The 23,986-nt window shown below is 63.6% G+C and carries 18 protein-coding genes and 2 pseudogenes; 10 read left to right on the forward strand and 10 right to left on the reverse strand.

Annotated features, from left to right (window positions below; all coding sequences use genetic code 11):
* Positions 1-148: 148 nt before the first annotated feature.
* The 3 genes and pseudogenes from GY937_25915 to GY937_25925 form a co-directional block, all read right to left on the reverse strand.
* A pseudogene (locus GY937_25915) lies at positions 149-3,079 on the reverse strand (hypothetical protein).
* 279 nt (positions 3,080-3,358) lie between these two features.
* Positions 3,359-4,003, reverse strand: a complete 645-nt coding sequence (locus tag GY937_25920; protein ID MCP5060153.1) for a DUF4070 domain-containing protein — start codon at positions 4,001-4,003, stop codon at positions 3,359-3,361.
* Positions 3,895-5,067: a B12-binding domain-containing radical SAM protein gene (locus tag GY937_25925; GenBank protein ID MCP5060154.1), complete on the reverse strand. Its 1,173-nt coding sequence runs from the start codon at positions 5,065-5,067 to the stop codon at positions 3,895-3,897. The genes GY937_25920 and GY937_25925 overlap by 109 nt, the downstream gene beginning before the upstream one ends.
* A gap of 119 nt (positions 5,068-5,186) precedes the next feature.
* Between GY937_25925 and GY937_25930 the strand changes: the two genes are divergently transcribed.
* Positions 5,187-7,121: an NAD(P)-binding protein gene (locus GY937_25930; GenBank protein MCP5060155.1), complete on the forward strand. Its 1,935-nt coding sequence runs from the start codon at positions 5,187-5,189 to the stop codon at positions 7,119-7,121.
* Positions 7,122-7,219: 98 nt separating this feature from the next.
* On the opposite strand, the gene GY937_25935 is transcribed toward GY937_25930, so the two are convergent.
* Positions 7,220-8,380 (reverse strand): hypothetical protein, encoded by a 1,161-nt coding sequence (locus GY937_25935; protein MCP5060156.1) that lies wholly within the window; start codon positions 8,378-8,380, stop codon positions 7,220-7,222.
* A 143-nt stretch (positions 8,381-8,523) separates the two neighbouring features.
* Between GY937_25935 and GY937_25940 the strand changes: the two genes are divergently transcribed.
* The 5 genes from GY937_25940 to GY937_25960 all read left to right on the forward strand — a co-directional run bounded on the left by GY937_25940 (position 8,524) and on the right by GY937_25960 (position 13,143).
* Entirely contained in the window at positions 8,524-9,351 is an 828-nt protein-coding gene (locus GY937_25940; GenBank protein MCP5060157.1) for an enoyl-CoA hydratase/isomerase family protein, read from the forward strand.
* A gap of 89 nt (positions 9,352-9,440) precedes the next feature.
* A complete protein-coding gene (locus GY937_25945; protein ID MCP5060158.1) occupies positions 9,441-10,088 on the forward strand; it encodes a nitroreductase family protein in 648 nt (215 codons plus the stop codon).
* A gap of 60 nt (positions 10,089-10,148) precedes the next feature.
* Complete coding sequence (locus GY937_25950) at positions 10,149-10,715, forward strand: RidA family protein (protein MCP5060159.1); 567 nt, start codon at positions 10,149-10,151, stop codon at positions 10,713-10,715.
* A gap of 245 nt (positions 10,716-10,960) precedes the next feature.
* Entirely contained in the window at positions 10,961-12,211 is a 1,251-nt protein-coding gene (locus tag GY937_25955) for an MFS transporter (protein MCP5060160.1), read from the forward strand.
* A 29-nt stretch (positions 12,212-12,240) separates the two neighbouring features.
* A complete protein-coding gene (locus GY937_25960) occupies positions 12,241-13,143 on the forward strand; it encodes an alpha/beta hydrolase (protein MCP5060161.1) in 903 nt (300 codons plus the stop codon).
* Positions 13,144-13,152: 9 nt separating this feature from the next.
* Here the strand turns inward: GY937_25960 and xsc are convergent, their stop codons facing one another.
* Positions 13,153-14,940 (reverse strand): sulfoacetaldehyde acetyltransferase, encoded by a 1,788-nt coding sequence (gene xsc, locus GY937_25965; GenBank protein ID MCP5060162.1) that lies wholly within the window; start codon positions 14,938-14,940, stop codon positions 13,153-13,155.
* Between the two features lie 637 nt (positions 14,941-15,577).
* Between xsc and GY937_25970 the strand changes: the two genes are divergently transcribed.
* Positions 15,578-16,723 (forward strand): acyl-CoA dehydrogenase, encoded by a 1,146-nt coding sequence (locus GY937_25970; GenBank protein ID MCP5060163.1) that lies wholly within the window; start codon positions 15,578-15,580, stop codon positions 16,721-16,723.
* A 53-nt stretch (positions 16,724-16,776) separates the two neighbouring features.
* On the opposite strand, the pseudogene GY937_25975 reads toward GY937_25970, so the two are convergent.
* Positions 16,777-16,941: pseudogene (locus GY937_25975) on the reverse strand (cytochrome B6).
* A gap of 367 nt (positions 16,942-17,308) precedes the next feature.
* Here GY937_25975 and GY937_25980 point away from each other — a divergent pair.
* Complete coding sequence (locus GY937_25980; GenBank protein ID MCP5060164.1) at positions 17,309-17,905, forward strand: hypothetical protein; 597 nt, start codon at positions 17,309-17,311, stop codon at positions 17,903-17,905.
* A 6-nt stretch (positions 17,906-17,911) separates the two neighbouring features.
* Complete coding sequence (locus GY937_25985; GenBank protein ID MCP5060165.1) at positions 17,912-18,886, forward strand: isopenicillin N synthase family oxygenase; 975 nt, start codon at positions 17,912-17,914, stop codon at positions 18,884-18,886.
* Positions 18,887-19,023: 137 nt separating this feature from the next.
* On the opposite strand, the gene GY937_25990 is transcribed toward GY937_25985, so the two are convergent.
* From GY937_25990 to GY937_26005, 4 genes are all read right to left on the reverse strand, one after another.
* Positions 19,024-19,806, reverse strand: a complete 783-nt coding sequence (locus GY937_25990; GenBank protein MCP5060166.1) for an acetoacetate decarboxylase family protein — start codon at positions 19,804-19,806, stop codon at positions 19,024-19,026.
* A gap of 193 nt (positions 19,807-19,999) precedes the next feature.
* A complete protein-coding gene (locus GY937_25995) occupies positions 20,000-20,548 on the reverse strand; it encodes a VOC family protein (protein ID MCP5060167.1) in 549 nt (182 codons plus the stop codon).
* 11 nt (positions 20,549-20,559) lie between these two features.
* Positions 20,560-22,251, reverse strand: coding sequence for a hypothetical protein (locus GY937_26000; protein MCP5060168.1), 1,692 nt, complete (start codon positions 22,249-22,251; stop codon positions 20,560-20,562).
* Positions 22,252-22,322: 71 nt separating this feature from the next.
* Positions 22,323-23,102 carry an SDR family oxidoreductase gene (locus GY937_26005; GenBank protein ID MCP5060169.1) on the reverse strand — a complete coding sequence of 260 codons (780 nt, stop codon included), beginning with the start codon at positions 23,100-23,102 and terminating at the stop codon, positions 22,323-22,325.
* Positions 23,103-23,210: 108 nt separating this feature from the next.
* On the opposite strand from GY937_26005, the gene GY937_26010 reads away from it, so the two are divergent.
* Positions 23,211-23,852 carry a TetR/AcrR family transcriptional regulator gene (locus GY937_26010; protein ID MCP5060170.1) on the forward strand — a complete coding sequence of 214 codons (642 nt, stop codon included), beginning with the start codon at positions 23,211-23,213 and terminating at the stop codon, positions 23,850-23,852.
* Positions 23,853-23,986: the final 134 nt, after the last annotated feature.

Consider the following 23,986-nt stretch of genomic DNA (forward strand, 5'->3'; position numbering starts at 1 on the left):
CGATGTTGCCGTCGCCATCATTGTCGAGCCCGTCGTCGCACTCGGGCATTTCGTTGTTCCAGGTCGCGTTGAAGCAGCCGCCGTCGGCGAGGTCGATGTCGCCATCACCGTCGTCGTCGAGGCCGTTGTTGCAGGCACCCAGGAAGCTCGCCGGGTTGTCCGTCTCGGTTCCATCGGCGTGTTCGTCGCCATCCAGGAACCCGTCCTCATCGCGGTCCAGGGCGACCCGCACGCCGGAGCCCGGGGGAACGCAGGTCCAGGTGAGCTCCTGCGCCGTGCCGCCGGCCAGCGCCTCGAGGGAAGCCCGTGAGACGGCCGCCTCGGCCGCGACGTCCGTCCGGTAGTCGTCGGTTCCGGGCTGGTAGACCCAACCGCGTCGCACCTTGGCGACCAGGGCGGTCACGACCAGGTCGCATTCCTTGACGGCGCCACCCAGCACGAGGGAGGTGAAATTCGCCGCCGCTCGCTGCTCGAGCAGGGTGATGCGTCCACCCACCGTCGCGAGATTTCCACCGTCGAGCGTGACCTGCTGTCCGACGATCGGTGCGATGTCCGTGTCGAAAGCGAGCATGAACTGCTCGACATCCCGGCGCTGGTTGTCGCCTCCGTCGAACCCGGCGTTGTTGCCAGGGTTGTTGTTGAAGACCACGGCTTGGAAGAAGCGGAACAAGGTGTCGTCGGAGCCGTCGTGCAGGAAGCCCGTTCCGCGTACCTGGTCACCCTTGTGACCGTTGTCGCCCGAGTTGGTGAAGTCTTCATCCGGCTTCCCGAACATGCCGACCTTCTGGTAGAGGTTTCGAAGTTGAGGGATCTTGAAGATCTGAGGCTCGTTCTCGAAACTGGCGTTCCCTCCCGTTCCGAAGAAGCCCTGGGACGCGTCCAGGGTGTGGCAACCGTTGCAGGAGAAGCCAAGGATCCCCTCCAGGTTACCGGGGGAGCAGAGCCCGTCCGAGCAATCGTTCCCACCATGGTCGCCGAAGTAGAAGTCCCGGCCGGCTTGCTGGCTACTGTTGAGTGAGTTGTCCAGCGCGCGCACGGGATTGGGCGGCAGCCTCACGTCGAGCATGAAGTCGGCGAAGGCCTGGACATCCGCCTCGAAGGCAGGATTCACACCCGGGCCACCCGAGAGATCGATGTCCATTCCGACCAGGCCCGGGAACGCCACGATGAAATTCCGAAAGGAGAGGTCCGAATCGTTGGTGTTCGGGCTGTCCTCACCGAAGAACCCATTGGCCCGGTCTCCGCGCCAATGCATGTGACCGGAGGTCTCCATGCCGCGCAGGGTCTGGGTCGTCATCGGGCCTTTCATCGAGGAGAACTCGGTGAGCACGCCGGTTCCGTTGATGTCGCCAGGGGCCGCAATCCCGAGGTTGATCACCAGGGGGTTGTGGTGGTTTGCGTCATCCGGGTTGCCGAGGTCCCACGCCAGGCTGTCGAAATCTCCGAACACGTGGCAGCTGGAGCAGGAAGCCTCACCGTTCGACGACGTCTGAAGGGCGTCGTAGAGCATGAAGCGGCCATCGGTGACGTTCGCCGGCTCGGGGTTGTGGAAGTTCACGTGACCCGTTTCCGTGCCCGTATTCGTATCCACGACCGAGATGCCGTTGTCGAAGCGGGTGTAGACGAACATCCGGTTGCTGCTCTCGTCCAGCACCAGACCCGAGGGACCGCCGCCCGTGACGTCGATGTAGTTGGCACTCTCGACGGTCGGGTCGAATTCAGTACCGGCATTGTCCCAGAGCAGATCGTTCTCGAGATCCGCCGTGTCGATCACGCCCACCTTGCTGGAGCCGAAGGCCGCCACGTAGAGGGTGGCGCCGTCGCTCGAAACGACCATCTCGACCGGATTCGCCAGACTATGCGCCTTGGTACCCGCCGGGGCCGGAAGCACGCCGTAGTTGATGTGCTTGTTCAGGTGCCGCGGCTCGACGTCACCCGTACCCGGTGTGATCACCGTGATGTGGGAGCGCGCGATGTTGCCCTGCACCGTGCTGCCACCGCCGCCCGGGCCCTCGAAGCGCACCGCATTGTTGGCATCGGTGTTTGAAACGTAGATGTTCCCGTTGACCGGATTCGTCACCATGTTGAACAGGATCGTTCCGACATGGGGGTAGTCGGTACCAACGGCAAGGGTGTTCGCGTTGATCGTGAACACGTCCGTGTCCGGCAGGTTGAAGCGGATCGCGTTGCTGAAATTCAGGCCCCGCTCGTCGCGCCACTCGCCCGAGGGATTGTCGTATTTCAGGATCAGGCCGACTTCGGGGGCCGCTTCCATGCTGGTGTTCTCGGACGGCCCGGGGTTGCCGCCGGGAATCTTACCGGCGTTGAGACCGTTCGGCGAGGTGATGCCGTCGCCGTTACAGTTGCCTGCGCCGCCGAAGCCGTCACAGATCGTTCCTTCATTGGCGGGTGCCGTCTGGTTGCCCGAATGGAAGACCGCTGCGTAGACGGTGTTGCCGTCGGGGCTTACGGCCAGAGCGCGCGGCGTGTCGCCGAACATCGTGACGATCTCGACCGGCGTGCCACCGAGCGTGCCACCGAGCGCCGTCGCGTCGAATACCCAGACATCCGCGCGATCCACACCGGCCGTGGTGAGCTGGGGATCGCCGGCGCCGGTCACGCCCGAGATCGAGCTATGGGTCCGGTGCTGGCCGCGGTGGGCCGTGGTGATGAACGCACGGTTGCCGCCGGTGCCTGCGAAGACGATGTCGCGGGGTTCGTCACCAACCAGCAGGGTCCGTGTGACGCGCCAGCCATTCGCATCGAGGGTGAGGATGCTGATGCTGTCCGAGAGGTGGTTCACCACCCAGACCTCGGTGTCGCTGCGAGCGGCTACGGCCACGGGCTCCAGGCCGACGGGGACCGATCCCTTGGAGACCAGCCCGAAGCCTTCGACCTTGTAGATCTCCAGCCGATTGTCCGGGGTGTTGACCGCGAACAGCTTGGCTCCGTTCGGGGAGATGGCGAGCGGGCGAACGGGCCCACTCTCGAATGCAACGAAGGACGTCTGAGCCGCCGCCGGAGCCGCGAACAGGGCCACCACGGCGAGGCACAGAAAAACACGAAGGGACAACGGCATGGGACCTCTCTGGTCATTCGCCGCCCGTCGGTCCGAGGCCCACAACACCACGTCCAGCTACGCCGGCCTGACGCCCGGCCAACGAGCGTGCAATATCGTTCGGCATCGTCTCAAAGTGAGCCGCTCAAATCAAAGGATTTCTCTGTATTCGGGGGTGAAAGGGACCCGTCCGCCCAAAGGCGCGCCGGCTCGACGCACGTCAGGTCGCCGATCTCTCCCCCTCGGGGATTCAGGTTCGCTCGCCATCCGACTCGTAGCGTTCGCCCCGAGTGGCCGCGGTCAGCGTTCGCTTCCCTGTACGCGCTCCGCGCGCGCGCCAAGTTGCGCGTCGATTGCGCGTTCGGCGATCGATCGGAAAGCGGGATCGAGCCGGGACAGGACCTCGCTCGAGTAGCGCTCCAGCGCCGTTCCGCTCGTACCTGATGAGCGGACACCCGAAGCTTCGAATTCCTCCTCGAGCCTGCGTTCGATGGCGTCGACCCGCAACTGCTGGCTCGTCACCCGCTCGAAGTGGTAGCCCTTGATCGCCAGCCGGAATGCCTCCGCGACGTGCTCCCGGTGGTACCGGACCACCCGCCAGAAGAAGTGTGCGTAGGCGGGGCCCTGGCGGGAGAAGAGTTGGCGGCGCAGGGAACGGAGTGCGGCCCGCAGGTCGACCCAGCTGACCTTGCGAGCATCGTTCCGACGAGGAGCCAGGTGCTCGAACAGGGTCAAGCAGCGCTCGAAGTAGCCCCGGAGAGAGGGCTCGTAGAGCGTTCGGATCAGTCGGCGGTACTCCTCGAGCAGGACCTCGCGGGGCAACTCCGGCTCGAAGTTCAGATCGATCGCGGTGTTGCAGCCGGTGGAGGCCGACCGAAGCCGCCCCTCGCGAGCCAGCCGCGCGTGCAGCCGGGTGCCTTCGAGTGCCGTGAGCAGACCTGCCATCGCCATCGGAATCCCCGCCTCGCGGGTGAGGCGCAGGTGGGAATCGAACTCCTTGTCGCCATCGAGGCCAACGATGAAACCTCCATGCCGTGGGCTTGAAGGGTATGAACGGCCCTCTGCAGGAAGCTCCCCGCCTCCTCACCCTGGCCCAGGTTCTGGCCCTTGGAGGTCTTCTCGAGTGCCGCCTCACCGGGGGACTCGATGCCAAGGAAGACCATGGTGAAGCCGCTCTCCTGCATCGCCCTCAACAACTCTGGGATCTTCGCCAGGTTCACACTCGCTTCCGTCATGAAGCTGAATGGGTACCCGTGCGCCTCCTGCCATTTCTTCACGGCCTCGAGCAACTGCAACGCGTTGCGTTTGTTGCCGATGAAATTGTCATCGACCAGGAAGAGCGATCCGCGCCAGCCCGTCCGGTAGACCGCTTCGAGTTCGACGACCATCTGCTCCGGGCTCTTGGTGCGAGGCCGGCGGCCGTAGAGCGCCGTGATGTCGCAGAACTCGCAATCGAACGGGCATCCACGGGAATACTGGAGGGCCATCGATCCGTAGTCGTCCGGGTCGATCAGGTCGAAACGGGGGACCGGCGTCGTGGCGACCTCCGGTTTCTCGGCAGGCCCGTAGAGCGGCTTGGCGATCCCCTTGCGCAGATCCTCCAGGAAAGCAGGGAAGATCGCTTCGACTTCACCGAGGACGAAATGATCGACGCCCTCCCCTGGCTCGAACTCAGCCTGGATCCCCGCGTGGTGTGCCGTCGGGTGGGGCCCCCCGGCAACGACCGGCACGCCAGCCCGCCGGCAACGTTGCACCACGTCGAAGAGCGAATCCCGTTGCACGATCATGCTGGAGGTGAAGACCGCATCGGCCCAGGCGAGATCCTCGTCGTGCAGCGGGCGGACATTCATGTCGACCAGCCGTAGCGACCAATCGTCCGGGAACATGGAAGCCACCGTGAGCAAACCGAGCGGCGGGATGCTGGCCTTCTTGCCGACGAACTCCAGCGCGTAGGAATAGCTCCAATAGGAAGGGGGGAAGACCGGGTTCACGAGCAATGCGTTGCGCATGGAATCGCAACTATGGCGAAGGCGGCTCCCGGCTGCTTGCCCAGCGGTAAGGCGAGTCGGACGGTTCGGCTTGCCGTGGCATGCCAAGAAGACACCTCCCGGTGCTAACTTCAGCCGGAATGGCGGACGAGACGAGCACGGGACGCGACCGCGATTTGGGAATGGATCGCCCGATCAGTCGCCGCCATTTCCTGCAAGGCAGCGCGGTAGCCGTTGCGGGCGGACTGCTTCCGAAGCGTGCATCTGCAAATGAAGCCACGCCGCAGACCACCTACCCACCTGCGCTGACGGGGCTGCGGGGCAGCCACGTCGGAAGCTTCGAAGTGGCCCACGATCTTGCGTGGAATCGCCGCACGGATTGGGGCGCAGCGACCGAGCCCGACGGAGGGGTCTACGACCTCGTGGTGGTGGGCGCTGGCGTGAGCGGCCTCTCGGCCGCGCACTTCTACCGCGCGAGCCACGGTGAAAATGCACGGGTGCTGCTGCTCGACAACCACGACGATTTCGGCGGCCATGCCAAGCGCAACGAGTTGACGGTCGGCGGGCAAACCCAGCTCGTCTACGGTGGGAGCCAATCCCTCGAGGCGCCGGGCAGCTACAGCGATGTGGCCAAACAGCTCTTGAACGATCTCCAGATCGACGTGGAGGCCCTCAGCGGAGCCTACGACAAGGACTTCTATCGCAGGCATGGGCTCGCCATGGGCGTCTACTTCGACGCCGAGAACTACGGCGTCGATCGATTGGTGATGAACGACCTCATCGACCCATCGCTCTTCCTGCCCCTTCCCAGCTCGGGCGTCGAGAACGAAACGGCCATTGCCCAGATGCCCATTTCGGCTGCAGCGAAGTCGGAGTTGACCCGGCTCGTGAACATCAGCGAGGATCGGCTCGACGAGATCTCGATCTTTGCGGAGCCCGACTATCTCGAGCGCATCTCGTACAAAGAGTTGCTGACCCGGCACCTCGAAATCCGCGATCCCCAGGTCCACGCGTTGCTGCAGGACATGGCGGCGAGCTATTTCGGCCTCGGGACCGACGCGAGTCCAGCTCTCCTCTGCCTCGGCTTCGGCCTCCCCGGCCTCGGCGGAACCGGGCTCGGTCGATTCTCCTGGCTGATCGAGCGCGCGATCCGCTGGTCTACTGAGCCCTACACCTATCATTTCCCCGATGGCAATGCCTCGGTCGCGCGTCTGCTGGTGAGACGCCTCATTCCCGCGGTCGCATCCGGCGCGGGAATGGGAGACATCGTGGGCGCGCGTTTCGACTACGCCCGGCTCGACCAGGAGGATTCGCCGGTGCGCTTGCGCCTCGGCAGCACGGCAGTTCGGGTGCAACACGGCGGCAACCCTGCCACGGCCGACGACGTGGAGATCACCTATGTGCGCGGCGGGCGAACCGAGCGCGTGCGAGCCAAGCACGTCGTACTCGCCTGCTACAACATGGTGATTCCGCATCTCTGTCCGGAGCTCCCGGCCAACCAGCGTGAGGCGCTTTCATCCCTGGTGAAGGTGCCGTTGGTCTACACGAACGCCTTCCTCGAGAACTGGCGCGCCTTTCGCGAACTCGGCGTCGGCCTGGCCCACTGCCCGGGCAGTTATCACCGACAGCTGATGATCGATTTCCCTGTGAGTCTCGGAGGCGTGCAGTTCTCGAAAGGGCCGGATGAGCCCATCGCCCTCCACATGAACCGCGTTCCCGGCAAGCCGGGGCTGAGTGCGAGGGACCAGCATCGGGCCGGCCGGCACGAACTCCTTGCGACTTCCTTCGAACAGATCGAGCGCGGCGCGCGGACCCAGCTCGCCGGTATGCTCGGGCCGGCCGGCTTCGATCCGGCCGTCGACATCGCCGGCATCACCGTAAACCGCTGGCCCCACGGCTATTCCTATTCGCACAACCCGCTCTTCGATCCCGACGTTCCCGAAGAGAAGCGCGCCCACGTGGAAGGTCGCCAGCGCTTCGGCCGCATCGCCATCGCGAACTCCGATGCGGGTGGCCGTGCCTACCTCGACTGCGCAATCGACGAGGCTCATCGGGCGGTCGCAGAACTCGGCTAGGCGACGCTCCAGTGAGCCATTCCAGCTCCGCGCCGAAGCAACCGCTACCGCCGCCTTGGTTCACAGGCTGGGATCAGATTGCCGCGACGCTGTACCGGCTACAGTGATCTTACGTCCGTATCGAGCCCAAGCAGCATACGTCCCACCAGTTCGTAGGTCGGAGGAGCCACCATGATGTGCTGTGTGGCCACGTGCATGTCGCGAAAGATGCGGCCCAACGGGTAGCGCTCATAGACAGACGTACCGCCTGCAGCGTCGTACATCAGGTCCACCGCCTTCGCCGATTGCCGCGACGCGTTGGTGGTCGCCAGGCGGAGCTGCAGCCGATGATCGATCGTGAGCGGCTCACCCGCGGCGGCGGCTGTCCAGGCCGACTCGACCGATTCCTTCAACAGGGCTCGTGCCGAGCGCACGGCGGCCTCGGCTTCGGCCAGCGAAGATCGGACGTAGCCGCGGTGGGCGAGAGTTCGGGAGCTGGCGACCGGAACCTTGGTATCCGCCATTGCAACGAATTCGTCGATGGCATGGCGCGCCAATCCGAGCGAAATCGAACAGACCCCGAGGCCGAGAAAACCGAGCAGTGGAAACTGGTAGAGCCCCCTCAAGCGCGGCCCGTCGACACCAAACCGCAGCCAGCGTCCTTCTGGCACGAACGCCCCTTCGGTCTTGAAGTCCGTACTCCCGGAGCCTGCCATCCCGTGGACGTACCAGGTGTCGAGGATCTCGACCTGGTCCGCCGCCAGCATGGGTAGGAGATGCTGTGGGGCACCGTTCTCGTCGCGGAGGAGTTCGCCGGCATCATCGACGAGCAGCGAGCCGCCGACCAACCAATCCGCGTGGTGGCAGCCGCTACCCCATTGCCACTGGCCGGTCACTTCGATGCCCCCACCGACCCGGCGCGCTCGCCCGTTCGGTGCCGTCACACCGGCACTGATGACATTGGGATCGGCTGCGTAGATCTTCTTCGCCCATTCATCTGGGAAGTAGCCCGAAAGGAGAGCCGTGGTCGAGCCGACCATCAAGACCCAGGCCGTCGAACCGTCGGCACGGGCAATCTCCTCGATGACGCGCAGGGTCTCGAGCGGTGGGACCTCCATGCCGCCATGCGCCTTCGGAATACAGAGCCGGAAGAGCCCAGCCCGTCGGAGGTCTTCGATGATATCGGCCGGAACACAGCGGGCGCGTTCGATCTCGTCCCCTCTTGTCCGGATCCCCGCGGACAGTTCGCGGGCTCGGTCGAGCGGAGAGGTAGGGCTCATCGAAGGTTCCTCGGTCCGGTGGGTTGGGCTGGCCCGGCGCTCGGTATGGCGGCGCGTGCCATCTCGGCTCGGACATCCGAGCATGGAATCTGGAAATGGGCTGATACTCTACCGGTCAGAGCGACAAGGAGCATGCTGCCCCCATGACGGATCGGACTACAGGCGACTCGGCCGAGAACGAATACGAAGGCTACCGGGCCCTCCATTTCGAACGTCTGGACGACGTACTGCAGATCGTGATCGACCATCCGACCAGTGACCTCAATGCGGTCGATGGGCTCCTACACGACGAATTCACCCGGCTCTTTCGCGAGCTCAAGCGTGAACGCCGCGCCCGCGCCGTACTGTTGACCGCGCGCGGCAGCGCGTTCAGCGCCGGAGGCGATTTCGACTGGTTCCCGTCCCTCGATGATCTCGAGAAACTCGAGGCTTTGCGGCGCGATGCCAAGCAGATGATCTGGGACCTGCTCGATGTCGAGCTTCCGATCGTGGCCGCTCTCAATGGGCACGCGATCGGGCTGGGCGCGTCGCTGGCCTTGCTTTGCGACACCCTCTTCGTCGCGGAAGGCGCCACGATCGCCGACCCGCATGTCCGCGTCGGCCTCGTAGCCGGCGATGGAGGCGCCGCCATCTGGCCGTTGGTGCTCGGCCCCAGCCAGGCCAAGCGGTACCTGATGACCGGAGACGCGGTGACCGCGCAGGAAGCCGAGCGCCTCGGTCTGGTGCAATTCGTCGTACGAAGCGAAGAGCTGCAGGCGCAGGCGCTGGCCTTCGCACAAAAGCTGACCCGCGGTGCGCCACTGGCCATTCGCTATACGAAGCAGGCGGTGAACAAGCTGGTCAAGGACGCATTGAACGTCGCGTTCGATACATCGACGGCGCTCGAGATCGTCACTTTCCAGAGCGAAGATCACGCCGAGGCCCTGGCCGCTCTTCGCGAGAGACGCAAGCCGCAATTCCGCGGGCGTTGAGAGCCGGGCAAGAGCCGAGCCCGGCATCGAAGGCTTCAGCGCTCCGCCAGGAGTAACGCGCGAGAGATGAGATCGAACGGGAGGACAGCATGGATTTCTATGAGACGATGAAGACGCTGAGGGCCGTGCGGCGCCTACGGCCCGATCCCATCCCCGACGCCGTGTTGCGGCGGGTCCTCGAGGCTGCCACCTATGCGCCGAGCGGTGGCAATGTGCAGCCGTGGCGAATCGTCGTCGTTGCGGACGAGGACAAGAAACGGACACTCGGCACCCTGTATTCGGCGCGTTGGAAAGCCTATAGCTCGGGGCATCGCGCACTCCTGAAGGACGCACCCGAACCGGTCCGAGAGAAGAACGAGCGGATGATCGGCGCGGGGGACTACCTGGCCGATCACTTTGCCGAAACGCCTGCCGTACTGGTGCAATGTTTCAATCCGAACGGCCTTGCGGTGACGGACAAGGATCTGGATCGGCTCTCGGTCGTCGGCGGCGCCTCGATCTATCCCGCGATCCAGAACCTGCTCCTCGCTTGCCGCCATGAAGGTCTCGGCTGCGTACTCACCACGCTGCTCTGCGAGGTGGAGAGCGAAGTGCGGGAGCTTCTCGAAATTCCTGATCCCTGGTGCACGGCTGCGGCGGTTCCGGTGGGCTATCCGGTCGGGCGCGGGCATGGACCCGTCTCGAGGCGGCCCGTCGAGAAGATGGTCTTTGCAGATCGCTGGGGAGATGCCTACTAGAGTGGCTCGTTCGTTCTCGGCCTCGAGGCGCGCTCCGCGACCGATCGTTACGATTTCGCCATGGCAACCATGCGTTCCGGGCAGGCTCTCGGCAATGAGGTGGAAGACAGCATCACGCCCCATCGCCCTGCGCGAGCGCGGCACCCATTCTGGATCACCAGGCTTGGTGTTGTAGCGTTCGGGCTGGCGCTGGCCGGTTGCATCACGGCTGCCGGGGAACAGGAGAGAGTCGCCATGTCTTCAGAACCCAACCGGGCCGTCGTCGCGGAGGGCCTTGGCCGCCTTCCACAGTTCTCCCATGCCACGGTGGCAGGTGATCTCATCTTCGTATCGGGGACCCTGGGCACGATCGGAGACGCCTTCAACCTGGCTGCCGGTGGCACAGGACCGCAGACGGCCCAGACGCTCCGGAACATCGAGACCATCCTGCAGGCGGCCGGTGCCAGCCTCCAGGATGTCGTCAAGGTGAGCGTCTACCTGGCGGATATGAGCACCTTCGGGGAAATGAACGAGGCCTACGGCGCGTTCTTCCCCACGGATCCCCCGGCTCGGATCACGGTCGGCGGCGCGGTGCTTGCGCTGGGTGCGGCCGTGGAGATCGAGTGCGTTGCGCGGCGTGTTCCCTAGCCACTAGCGCGCCTACCCCATCATCGATACCGATCGTCCGCTGATCATCGGGGTACCGGCGAACGGAATGCCCCGAAACGCCCCAGCGGCGGAGATCCGGGCAAGATCGTTACCCTTCGCCCTCCCGTGAGCGAGGACGCTTTGAAGAAACCGTACCCGGACGTTCCGAACCCGACCGGGTGCGAGCCAGGCTTCTCGTTTCCTTTCTCGTCAACTAACGAGAACCGTCCGAGAAGGCGCGCGAGTTGAGCGAGCAGCCAAGCACGTGGGCCTCCCTTCGAGCCGCCTGGCCTCTGCTGTTGGCGTGCTTCGTGATCGAGTTCGTGGTCATCGGAGGCGGGATCGACACGGTGAGTGTCTTCCTGAACGAGCTTTCCTCCAGTGAGGGATGGTCTCGCCAGGGGCTCTCGACCGGGATCGCGGTAGGCGCGGTCACTGCAGGGCTCGTGACGCCGGGTGTCGGATGGATGGTCGACCGATACGGTGTGCGGGTTCCCATCACGATCGGAACGGCCTTTCTGGCCGGGGGCTTCGGGGTGCTGATCGGCATGAGCGAACCGTGGCACTTCGTGGTTGCGAACCTCCTCCTTGGTCCGGGGTTCGCGTTCGGTGCCATGTTGCCGGTCACGGTGGCGGTGACAGTCCTGGTGCCCCATCGCACCGCGTTGGCACTCGGCATCGTGACGATGGGTTCGAGCCTCGGGGCGTTGGTCTTGGCACCCGTCGTTCAGGAACTGATCAACGCCCTCGGCTGGCGCCAGACCTACCTCGCGATGGGGGGAGCCACGTTGTTGACCCCGATCGTCTGCGTGCTCTTCGCGCTGCCGCGCGGCCGTCTGCAGAAGCCCTCCCCTTCCAATGACGTGAAGGAAGCGACCCCGAGGCAGCCTCTCCAGCTGGGCCTCGTACTTCGCCGTCCCGGCCTATGGCCGATGGTAGGCGTGTTGATGCTTCCCGGCTTGGCGAGCTTCGGTATCCAGGTCCATCTGGTTCCCTATCTCGCCGATCAGGGCCACGCGGTCACCTTCGCGGCAGGTGCGCTGGGCGCGGTGATCGGGGTCTCGGCGATCGGAAAGCTTGGCGGTGGCTTGTTGGCCGATCGCCTCGGTTTGATGGCCACCTTGAGGCTGGCGCTGTTCTTCGAGATCGCAGGATCTGCACTACTGCTGGTCGGCAGCTCCGGCATCGCAGTCTGGTCGTTCGTGGCGCTGCACGGCCTTGCAGTCGGAACCCAGGTGGCCGTCATGCCAGTCGTCGCAATGGCTGTCCTTGGGCAGGAGAACTTCGGAACGCTCTATGGACTGCTCCAGCTCGCAACCATCGTGACGATCGGGGCTGCTCCCATCATCCCGGGTGCCATCTTCGAAACGACCGGCAACTACCACGCGGCCGTACTCTTCTGGGTCGCGGTCATGGCTTCATCGTTCGCGATCGCATTCCTGCTCCGGCTCCCCGCGGCACCGTCGGAATCGCGATCTGTGCTCAGTTCGGGCTAGGCAAGCAAGTTTCAGGGAGGAACCGGAGAATGCGAGAAGACATCCAGCTTCCGAGTCGTGGCTCGCGCTGCCACGGTTGGCTCTACCATCCGGAGCGCCCCGGCGCCCAGGACGGATCCCCTGCAATCGTGATGGCTCACGGCTTTTCGGCCGTGAAGGAGATGTTCCTAGACCGCTTTGCCGAGAGCTTTCGGGCGGCCGGCTTCGCCGTGCTGGTCTTCGATTTCCGGTTCCTCGGAGCGAGCCCGGGAGAGCCGCGTGGGCAGATCTTCCCGACCGAGCAGCACGAGGACTACAGGAACGCCATCAGCTGGCTCGCAGGCCGACCGGAAATCGATGCGGAACGAATCGGCGCCTGGGGATCCTCCTTCAGCGGAGGGCATGTGCTCCAGCTGGCGGCCTTCGATCGCCGCATCAAGGCCGCGGTCGCACAGGTGCCGGCACTCGGGATCTGGCGACAGGCTGTTCGTTCCGCGGGAGTGGAGGGGCTGCGGGCTTTGCTAGGCCTGTTGACCCTCGACCGAGTGGCCCGTTACCCCGATGGCGCAGTGAACTACATCCCCGTGGTTGGCCCACCCGGATCGCCGGCGGTGCTCGGCACGCCTGATGCCTACGCCTGGTTCCTCAAACAAGGGGATTCGATCGCACCCAGTTGGCAGAACGCCGTCACCATCGAGTCGGTCGAGCGGATGATCGAGTACGATCCGGCCGCAGCCATCGAACTGATTGCTCCCACGCCCCTCCGAATGATCGTGGCAGAACAGGACTCGCTGATATCGATCGAGGAGGTGGAGGCGGCCTTTGCGCGTGCGGGCGAGCCCGCCGACCTCGTGCGTCTCGCCTGTGGCCACTTTGATGTGTATGCCGACGAGCCGTGGTTCACGCGGGCCTCAGAGGCCGCGACAAGCTGGTTCGTAGAGCATCTTGGCTGAGCAGGCAGCCTAGGAGTGCTCTCCCCCCGAGCGCTGCGGGCGCATGTCCGCGGCATCGATCCCGGCCACCACGGTGGGCTTCTTCATGGCATCCCGGCGGAAGGGCTCGCCAAGCTCCTGATTGAGCAAGACCTCGATGAAGGTCGTGACCCCATTCGCCTGGCCCTTGCATGCGATCCTGAGCGCTTCGGTCATCTCCGCCGGCGTCTGGACCGTCACGCCCGTCAGGCCACAGCCTTCGGCGACGCGTGCATAGCTCACCTGCGGATCGAGCTCCGTCCCTACGAAGTTGTCATCGTACCAGAGCGTCGTGTTCCGCTTCTCTGCGCCCCATTGATAGTTGCGGAAGATGATCATCGTGATCGCGGGCCAGTTCTCACGCCCGACGGAACTCATCTCGCTCATCGAAATTCCGAAGGCACCATCGCCCGCGAATCCAACCACCGGGACGTCTGGGCACCCGACCTTTGCGCCGATGATCGCGGGAAAGCCGTAACCGCACGGCCCGAATAGACCCGGAGCCAGGTACTTCCGCCCGGACTCGAAGGACGGATAGGCATTTCCGATCGCGCAATTGTTCCCGATATCGGATGAGATGATCGCATCCTTCGGGAGCGCTTCCATGATCGCACGCCAGGCTTGTCTCGGCGACATGCGTTCGGCATCGCGCCCTCGCGCGCGCTCATTCCAGGTCGTGCCCGGGTCGTCATCCTCGTGATCCATCTTCACGAGGGTGGCCTGCCAACTCGCCTTGGTCTCCCGAATGAGGGTTTCCCGCTCCCGGCGACCGGCGTCTCCAGCGTCGGCCGCAAGCTGACCCAGGATCTGTTCGGCCACTAGCTTCGCGTCGCCCTCGATGCCAACAGCGACATCTTTCGTGAGTCCGATGCGATCAGCGTTGATGTCGACCTGAATGATCTTGGCCTCAGTCGGCCAATAGTCGATGCCATATCCGGGCAGCGTGGAGAAGGGGTTCAGCCGTGTGCCCAGAGCGAGCACGACATCCGCCTTGGAGATCAACTCCATGGCCGCCTTCGAACCGTTGTAGCCGAGCGGACCGCATGCGAGAGGATGGCTGCCGGGAAACGCATCGTTGTGTTGATAGTTACAGCAGACCGGGGCGCTCAGGCGCTCGGCTAGCGCTTGCGACGCAGGGATGCCGTCGCTGAGGATGACGCCGGCGCCGTTCAGGACGACCGGAAACCGGGCTGCGGAGAGCAGGCCCGCCGCATCTGCGATCGCGTTCCGGCCGCCAGCCGGGCGCTCGAACCGAACCATCTGGGGAAGCTCGATATCGATGACCTGGGTCCAGAAATCGCGCGGCACATTGATCTGGGCCGGAGCGGAGCCGCGCCAGGCCTTGAGAATGACCCGGTTCAAGACCTCGGCCACGCGAGAGGGGTCACGTACTTCTTCCTGGTAGCAGACCATGTCCCGGAACATCGCCATCTGTTCGACTTCCTGGAAGCCGCCTTGCCCGATCGTCTTGTTGGCAGCCTGAGGCGTCACCAGCAGCATCGGTGTGTGATTCCAATAGGCGGTCTTCATCGCCGTCACGAAGCCCGTAATCCCGGGCCCGTTCTGTGCGATCGCCATCCCCATCTTGCCACTCGCTCGCGTGTAGCCATCGCAGATGTACCCGCCGTTCGTTTCGTGGGCGACATCCCAGAAGGTGATCCCGGCCTTCGGAAACAGATCGGAGATCGGCATGAAGGCAGACCCGATGATGCCGAATGAATGCTCGATGCCATGCATCTGCAGGACCTTCACAAAGGCCTCTTCCGTGGTCATCTTCATCGATGCATCTCCTGAGGTATCCGTGGTCAGTGCAGGGAGCGGCGCAGTGGCTGCGGGACGGGCTCGAACCTGGGCCGGCTCCAATCCTGGTTGGCTTGCCCGATCGTTTGGCGCCACTGACGATCCAGCCACCATTCTATCGAATCCGAGCCGCGATCCGCACATGAGGAAGCAGCGTTGGCGTACACTCCTTCGACCGAGGCGCTGTTTGCACGCCACAAGGAATGGAAGATTCCCAAAGGAGACGGCGGGGAGTTCTCAGCGATCGGCGTCTACAACCAATTCATCTACGTCGACCCTTCCCGAAAGACCGTCGTCGTCAAGCTCTCGGCGAACCGCGCATACGGAACATCTCCTGGTGAAGACACCCATCCCGAGATGGAGACGATCGAATTGCTGCGCGCCATCGCCAGAAAAGCCGATTGCGATTGAGAACCCGCCCAGAGCCAACCGCGATCAGATCGGAGGGAAGGCCTACCTCTCGGGCGTCCTGGAGCAGCACCTGGAAAACGTGAGCGTGTTTGACAGACAGGTAACACGACAGGTAATCTGATCCCCCGATATTACCACGCGCGGTAATAGACCAACCGAGCAGCGCCGTAGACGGTCGAAGCCCAATCATTTCGAGGACCACCCGATGAGCCAGGACCCGCTGAACTCCCCCGAACACCAACTCTTTCGCGAGACCGTCCGCAAGTTCACCGAGCAGGAGCTACGGCCCCGTGCTCGGGAGTTCGACCAGATGGGCCGCTTCGATACGTCACTCTTCAAGAAGATGGGTGACCTCGGCATGTTAGGCCTTCGCTATGACCCGGATTACGGAGGCGCAGGTCTCGATTGGTCGTACTCCGCGGTGATGTTCGAGGAACTGGGCCGTGCAGACAACGCCGGCGTGACGATGGGGATCAGTGTCCACACGGACATGGCGACGCCCTCCCTTGCCGAGTTCGGAAGTGAAGAGCTCAAACAACGATTCCTCGTTCCCTCGATCGCCGGCGACATGATCTCCGCCATTGCCGTGACCGAGCCAGACGCCGGTTCCGATGTCTCCGGTGTCCGAACGCGCGCCGTTCGCGATGGTGAAGAGTGGGTGATCAATGGCTCGAAGATCTACATCACCAACGCGGCCACGGCGGATTGGCTCTGCCTCCTGGCCGTGACTGACCCCGACGCCGGATATGGAGGCTTCTCGCAGATCATCGTCCCAACCGCGACGCCCGGCTTCCGGTATGAGCTACTCGACAAGATCGGAAACTGGGGCTCGGATACGGGGCAGCTCTTTTTCGAAGATGTTCGGGTGCCGGTGGCCAACACGATTGGCGAAATCGGTCGAGGCTTCCAGCAGCAGATGATGCAATTCCAGGACGAACGCCTGGTCGCCTGTGTCAGCTCGGTCTCCGCCAGCATGTTGCTCTGGGAAGAAACCCGAAGCTGGGCGGAGGAGCGTGTCCTCTTCGGTAAGCCGCTCTCAAAGATGCAGAACACCCAGTTCAAGATGGTGGAGCTCTATACCCAGCTCGCGGCAGCAAAGGAGCTGGTGAATTCCTGCGTACGAAAGCGCGTAGCGGGTGAAGACGCGACGAATTTGATCACGATGGCGAAGCTCTTCTGTGGCGGCGTATGTCGTCGGGTTGCCGATGAATGCATCCAATTTCACGGCGGCTACGGCTACATGAAAGAGAGCATGGCGGGCCGCGCTTTCGTCGATTCCCGGCTGATCAGCATCGGCGGCGGATCGGATGAGACCATGCTGTTCTACATGGCCAAGCAGCTGGGGTTCTAGCCACCACGCCGCATGCCAGGCCGTGTGGACGGACGGGCTATCCGGCGATGCACCTAGAGCACTCGCATGAACGCCACCAGATCGTTCTTGGCCGTCGGGTCGAGCTTCAACTCCAGCACCAGGTTGAAGAACTCGACGGTATCCTCGAGCGTCAGGAGCCGGCCATCATGAAGATAGGGTGGCGAATCCTTGATCCCTCGCAGCGGGAAGGTCTTGATGCGCACCAGGGGGGCGTCGGCGTCTTCGCCCGCCCAGAGTTCGAGCTTGCCCTCGGCCTTGAACGCCCGCAGCAGCATGGCCTTCGCCGGGTAGGCCACGGCCTTGTCGACGAAGAGGTGCTGAACCGCATCGCTTCGGGCCGCACGGGCCGCCTTCACCCGAGCGGCGCCGTTCTGCCGCTCGGCAAACGTCTCCGCCCCCGCCGGCACGACGCAGCACAGGATCCACAGAACCGCGAGGCTCATTCGCATCGGGGTCGATGATAGGGCAATGCGCGGGCGGGCATGGCATCCGAACGGGCAAGCTCCATCACGAGGCGCTATGGCTTCCCGTACTCGAAGCGATTCCTGATCCGAAAGGACCCCCATGAGCCTCATCGACCTCGTCCGCTCTGAAGCGAAGATCCTGGAAATCTCCCAGCACCTTGATTCGCTCTCCCACGAAGAGCGGCTTCGTGAAGTCCGGAGCCTCTCGGGCGCCGACCAGAACCGGCTCTTCCAGGCTGCCGCCTCCTCGCCGCCTCTCGATTTCGCTTTCTTCGTGCCGGACGGCACGCCGCCGCTCACCCAGGTGATCCACCACGGCAAGAACAGCCAGCCCGCCTTTCGGAACTTCGAGAAACGCTGGTGCAAGCCCGCCGACCGGGACGATGTCTGCTACGGCTACAACGAGACGGTCGTTCGACCCTTGATCGGTCCGGGCTATTTCGTCGCCCGCGAAACCGACGACGGCGGGCGCGACCCGCGCGGCGCGATCGTCGTGGACTACTTCATGACACCGCCCGAGGACGGCAAGGCACCCGGCTGGCCTCCCGTGAAGCCCAACTCCAGCGGTCTTCAGCGTTTCGTCTACCACCAGACGCGCGACTACATGCGGCGCGTCTCGGCCCACGTGTCGATCGGCGAGGCCCATCGTCTCGAAAAGCGCGTCATGGGTTGGTTCATCCTTTGCCGCGAGGACTAGGTCGCAATGATCCCGCGCATCGACATCTCCGCCCTTCTCGAGGAGGGGTTCGAGGCGCCGCGTAGCCACTCCGTGCTCGAACAGATCCGCACGGCCGGAGCCGACCTCGGTTTCATGACCGTCTGTGGCCATGGCGTACCACCGGATCTCATGATCGAGATGGACGCGGCCGCGCGTGCCTTCTTCGCCCTGGGCATCGAGACCAAGACATCCGTCTCGCCGCGACCGTGGAATAGGGAAACCACGAACGTCTACCGCGGCTACTTCCCAAGTTCGACCGCCGGAAAAGAGGGCTTCGACATCGGAGAGCCCGCCCTGGCTACCGGCGACCCGCAGATGGACGCTCTCCTCGATGGGCCTTACAGCGAGGTGAACCGGTTTCCGACCGTACTCGGTAGGGGCTGGCGTGCGACCGTCGAGCGATACTTCGACGCCCTTTCCTCCCTTGGCGGCGTCCTCGTGGGAGCGATGGTGGCCGCGCTCGGCGGCGATCCGAATCGCATCGCCGAAGCCTTCCATCGACCGCGAAGCCTGAGCACGCTGCGGCTCAACTTCTATCCGCCAAGGGGGCAGCACGAGGCTCCCATCGAAGTATCGCGCGAGGACGGTGTCGCACTCGCGTGTGAGACCTACGTCGATAGTGGCTTGTTGACGATCCTCTACCAGGACGCTCAGGCGGGGCTCCAGGTGCGGGATCGGAAGCGCGTGTGGCACGACGTACCGTTCGATCCCGACGTGTTCGTCGTCAATACCGGCCTTGCTTTCGAGCGAATCACCGATCGGGCCTTCATCGCAACCCGCCATCGCGTGCTGCTCTCGCCCGCCGAGCGCCTTTCGATCCCTTTCTTCTTCGAACCCGTTCGCGAGTTCGTACTCGCGCCCGGCTCGTTGGGCCTCACCGGTGACCTCGAAGACGATGCGGAGCCCTACGGCAGGTTTCTTCGCGAGTTACTCACGAAGTTCGCCGAGTACGACCGATAGCGGCCAGCCCGAGCGCCGAACCGGCGTAGCGCATCTTGAACTCGCGAAGGGTCCAGACGCAGAGAAGATCGCGTGCGCCGATCAACGCCATCGGATCATCACCCATGGCGCATTCATTCCGGACACACCCTCGCGAGTCAAGACTGCTTCTCCGGCGCGGTCATGCTGAAGCGGAGGTGCCCATTCCAAGTGGCCAGGAGCGGGGTCTTCGGAAGCCCGAGCGAGCGGAGCGCGTCGGCCAGGGGATGGTCACCCAGCGAAATCGTGGCACCGCCCAACGCATAGCCGGTCTCCCGATAGCTCTGGGTGAGATGACTCACGTGCGGTGCACCCTGGTAGATCGAGTAGACCGGCGACGTGATCGACGCCGGGGTCTTGCTCCCGCTGGCCTTCATCGCGAAATCGAAGACCAGACGATCCTCCATTCGAAGGGAGCAGCGAAGCCTCCCGCCCGTCTGCTCGAACTCGATATCGGCGATTTCCTTGGGGAAGCCCCACATCTGCAGGCCGCATTGCTGCGAAAGGCGAGTCGTGACCTGGAGCCGCCACGTATAGCTGGCGACCCGGCCAGAGAGGAAATCACGCCAGGTCGAGAGGTAGCGGCCGACTCCCGGAACCGAACCGAGAATCGACCCTTGGGAGCCCAGCGGCCGAACGAAGAAGGCCTGGGCGGTCTCCTCGTAGACGCCACAATCCGTATCCGTGTAGTGGACGCAGGTAAAGGCAAGGATTCCTCTACCCGGAGCGATCTCGGCGATCTCGAATCCCGTCTCCTCGATCAGCTGCTGCGCGGCGTGGGCATCCACGACGAAGAGAGCAGCCGCCGATGCACCGTCGCGAAAGAGTGTGGGATATCCGAGATCTTCACCTTCGATCTCGAATCTTCGCGCCGGCGAGTCGTCTGTCTTTTCGATGGACATCGCGCGAACTGTTCGCCTTCCGTTTCTGACGCGACTCGCCGAAAGAACGGCCGGGATCCGCAGTCTTACGGAGCCAATGGTACCGGATCAGGAGATGTTCTTGCCTTCCACCACACGCGATCCGAAGCTGCGTCAGTCAATGCTCGTTCTGTTCAACGTATTCGAACGAGCGGATCTCGGCGCCCAGCCCTCGTCACGACTCCTGGAGGCGCTTCGTGAACTCCGCCTGCCATTGCGACATCGGCTGAAACTCCGGGTCCGACGCAACTCGTTCGCGGGTCGCCTCCAGAATCTCCTCATCGCTCTTGTCGAGATCGAATCCCTCAGCGAAGGGCTGGGCCACATGAAAGGGGGTGTCGACGAAGCACTCGATCCCATTGCCTTCGCAATCCTTGAAATACAGCGACCAGGCATTGCCGTGGCAGATCGGGATGATCCCCTCCACTCCGGCGTCGACCAGCTTTGCGCGGATCGTACGAAGATCGTCGAGCGTACCCGTGCAAAAAGCCAGATGGTCGACCATCACGAAGGCCGCGTCCGGCGGAGCCACACCGCCCGTCATGGCGATCTGGTGATGGAAGCTGGGATCCTGGCTCAAGAAGGCGAGCTCGGACCCGTCACCGCCAACAGGGCCGCGATTGGTGACGTGAAAGCCGAGCACGTCGCAATAGAATGCCGAAAGGCGATCCAGGTCTCGGGCCGCCAATGTCGAGTGTCCCAACGCAAGGCGCGGCGTAGTCATCTTCTCTCCATTCATGAGGTTCGACCCTCGATGATCTGCGCGATGACTTCGCGAAGAACCGATGAGGCGTCTTTCGGAAGCGAGGCTGATCGCCAGGCCACATGTTGATCCGGACGGACGAGCAGCGCGCCGTCGAAGCCGATCCCCGACTCCTCCAACCAACGCGCTTCATCCGATAGTTGCGCAGGATCGAGCGCAACGTATCGAAGCGGAGCATCCAAGACCAGAGACGCAGCGGCCGCCCACGCGTCGTTCTGCACTGTCGTGATCAGCGTAAACGAATCGAGTTCGAGCAGATCGAGGGTCGAGATACGCTTGTCGTCTCGCATGAGCCAGGCATGGGGTATGCGGCCACCCGGGCGGCCGGACGGCAGGAAGTCACGGACTTGATCCACACCTTCCGGCGACTGCGTCCCGTCGGACACGATCGCGCCAGCGTCGTACTGAAAGCCCAACTGGAGCCCGATTGTGTCGAAATGGTCCGCCTGATTCGCAATGGCCGCTTCGACCCGAGCCCGACCTTCGGAATCATCGAGCGTGGCACGCATGCGCTCCGTCGTATTCTCCTGGTCGAGCCCAAGCGCTTGAACGACTTCGAACATCTTCATCGCATTGCGAAGGCTGTTGTCGGCGTTTTTCATCGCGACCGGTCGGCGCTCGGTCTCGTAGGAGTCGAGCAAGCCCGTTCGTGCCCAGCCCGCCTCGATCCCCGCCAATCGCCAAACGAGATCGTGGATGTCCTGGACGCCCCCGTTCAACCCGAGCCCCCCGGTCGGCGGGAAGCGGTGTGCCGAATCTCCAGCGAGCAGGATCCGCCCATCCCGGTAGCCATCGGCGATCTGCGCGCTCATCGCCCACGTGCTGATCGTCTCGATCTTGACCGGAACCTCATCACTTCCGATCGCCGCCTTCACGAGCGCCTCGCAGCGCTCCACCGGATAGTCAGCCTCGGTTTCGCCATCCGGATCGTAGGAAACCATGTAGACCCATTCCCGGTCGATGTTGTGCGCGACGAGTGCCCCCGGCGAGCTGGGATCCGTCAGCCAATACAGAACAGCCGGTCGTTCCTTCACCAACTCTCGAAGGTTCGCTTCGAAGTGGATCATCACGAAATTCTGAAGACTCTGCGGTCCGACCATCTCGATACCGAGAGATTTCCGAATGCGACTGCCTGCACCATCGCAAGCGATGACGTACCGACTTCGGATCTCGCAGACCTCATCCGTCGCGAGATCGCGGATCCGTGAGGTCACACCTTCCTCGTCCTGTTCTGAGCTCTCCCACTGCTGGCCGTATTGGATTTCTTCACCACCGACTTTCGGCAACGTATCGCGCAGCACAGCCTCGAAACGGTGTTGCGCAACATTTCGAAGCGGCGTCGGCGTAAGGCGCAGCACCTCGTCGGTCTGACGCTCGAAGGGCAGATGACCGATCTCCTCTCCCGCCAGATTCGTCACCCACCTCACGTGCCCCGCATCCTTCGGATCAGCGGCGAACTCTGCGAATGAGTCCATGTCGACACCTACGGCGCGGCAAATCTCGAACGTGCGCGCGTTGACGACATGCGCAGCCGGTGCGCGAATCGGCGTTTCGCGCCGATCGATGAGGCGAGCCTCCAGCCCCTGACGTGCAAGGAGCAACGCTCCCATCAAACCGACTGGACCGGCACCCACGATCAAGACGGGAACTTCGATTCGAGACATTGGGTATTCCTTTGGGGATTGGAAGCGTTCGCTGGGCGAAGAAGCCGAGCCGAACGCTTCAGAACGGTCTTCTAGACGAGGCCTGCGTAGCTCCCGCCATCGAGTTGTAGATTCTGGCCGGAGATGAAACCCGCTTGCGCGCTACACAGGAAGGCGCATGCCGCACCGAACTCCTCAGGGCGACCGAGCCGACCCGCCGCGATCGTCTTCTTCATCTCTTCGTAGGCCTCGTCGATGCTCACGCCACCCATCTTCGAACGCATCTCGGCCATGAATTTCTGACGATCCGTATCGAAGCGTTCCGGCAGGAGGTTGTTCAGCGTGACGTTTGCACTGGCGACCTGCCGCGAAAGCCCCTTGCTGAGTGCCGTCAGCCCCGCCCGTGCGCCCGTCGAGAGACCCATCGGTGCCAGGGGTGTCTTCACCATCGCGGAGGTGATGTTGATGATCCGCCCGAAGCGCCGTTCGACCATGCCATCGAGAACGGAACGGATCATCAAGGCCGGCGCGATCATGTTCGAATCGAGCGCGCGGGTCCAGGCGTCATGATCCCAATCCTGGTACCGGCCCGGCGGAGGCCCACCGTTGTTGTTCACGAGAATGTCGGGCTGGGGGCAGGCCTCGAGGAGTGCCGAACGCGTGGTTTCCGATTCGATGTCGCCAAGGACCGTTTGGACCTCGGCCGATGTGGCGCCGCGGATCGCGTCGGCAGTTTCCTCGAGCGACTCAGGAGTTCGCCCGTTGATCGTGACAGCGACGCCCTCCTGGGCCAGCGCAACGGCGCAAGCGCGCCCCAACCCCCGACTCGAAGCGCAGACAATCGCGCTCCTTCCCGCAATCCCTAGATCCATGCCGCTGCCCTCGCCCTGATGCACATTTCGGTTGAAACCCACTCATACAGCATTTCTGGGAACTATGTCAATATTGACTTTTCCCCCAATTTCGGTTCTACTCGGCCCATGACCGCCCCTCAGGCCGAAGGAAAGCCCTCTAGAGGCCACAAGAAGCGAGAACGGACCCGCCATCAGTTGATCGGGGCGGGCATCGCGGTCCTCGCCGAAAAGGGCGAGGCGCTCACCATCAGCGATGTCGTCGCGAGGGCCGAGGTCTCCAACGGCACCTTCTACAACTACTTCACCGACCGCGACGAACTGATCGACGCACTGGCGGACCACTCACTCACTTCACTGGCCGCGGAATCCGCCGCCCAGACCACGGACCAGGACCCAGCGCGACGCTTTGCCTTCGCCACGCTTCGAGTCTTGAATCGCGCAGCGGAAGATCCGAACTGGGGTCGCGTCGTTCTACGTCTGATCGATCATCGCCGTTCCTACTCTCGCGAGATGGTTGGCTATCTGCGAGAGGATCTCTCCTCGGGCTTCGACGAGGGACGTTTCGAGTTTGGCGCCGACGAGGTCACACTGGATGTCCTCGCGGGTCTGACCTTGATGTCCGTTCGTCGGATCGTTCGAGGTGACGCCCCGCCCGACCACGCCGCACGCGTACTCGAACGCGCCCTTGCGATTCTCGGCATCCCGAAAGACGAAGCCAGAGACCTGGCGACAGAGGTGGTCGCCGATCAGAAGCGGAATACTCACTAGTCCCTTGTCACACCAAAAGCTGGGGGTAGAGTCGTCGCAGTTTCACGCGGGCTTGTTGGGTCGTGAATTGCCAGTCGACGCCCTTCGTCGTTCGGTTGCGATCGTCTTGCCAGGCTTGGACTTGGCGCGTGAGA

The sequence above is a fragment of the bacterium genome (genome assembly GCA_024228115.1).
Lineage (GTDB): Bacteria > Myxococcota_A > UBA9160 > UBA9160 > UBA6930.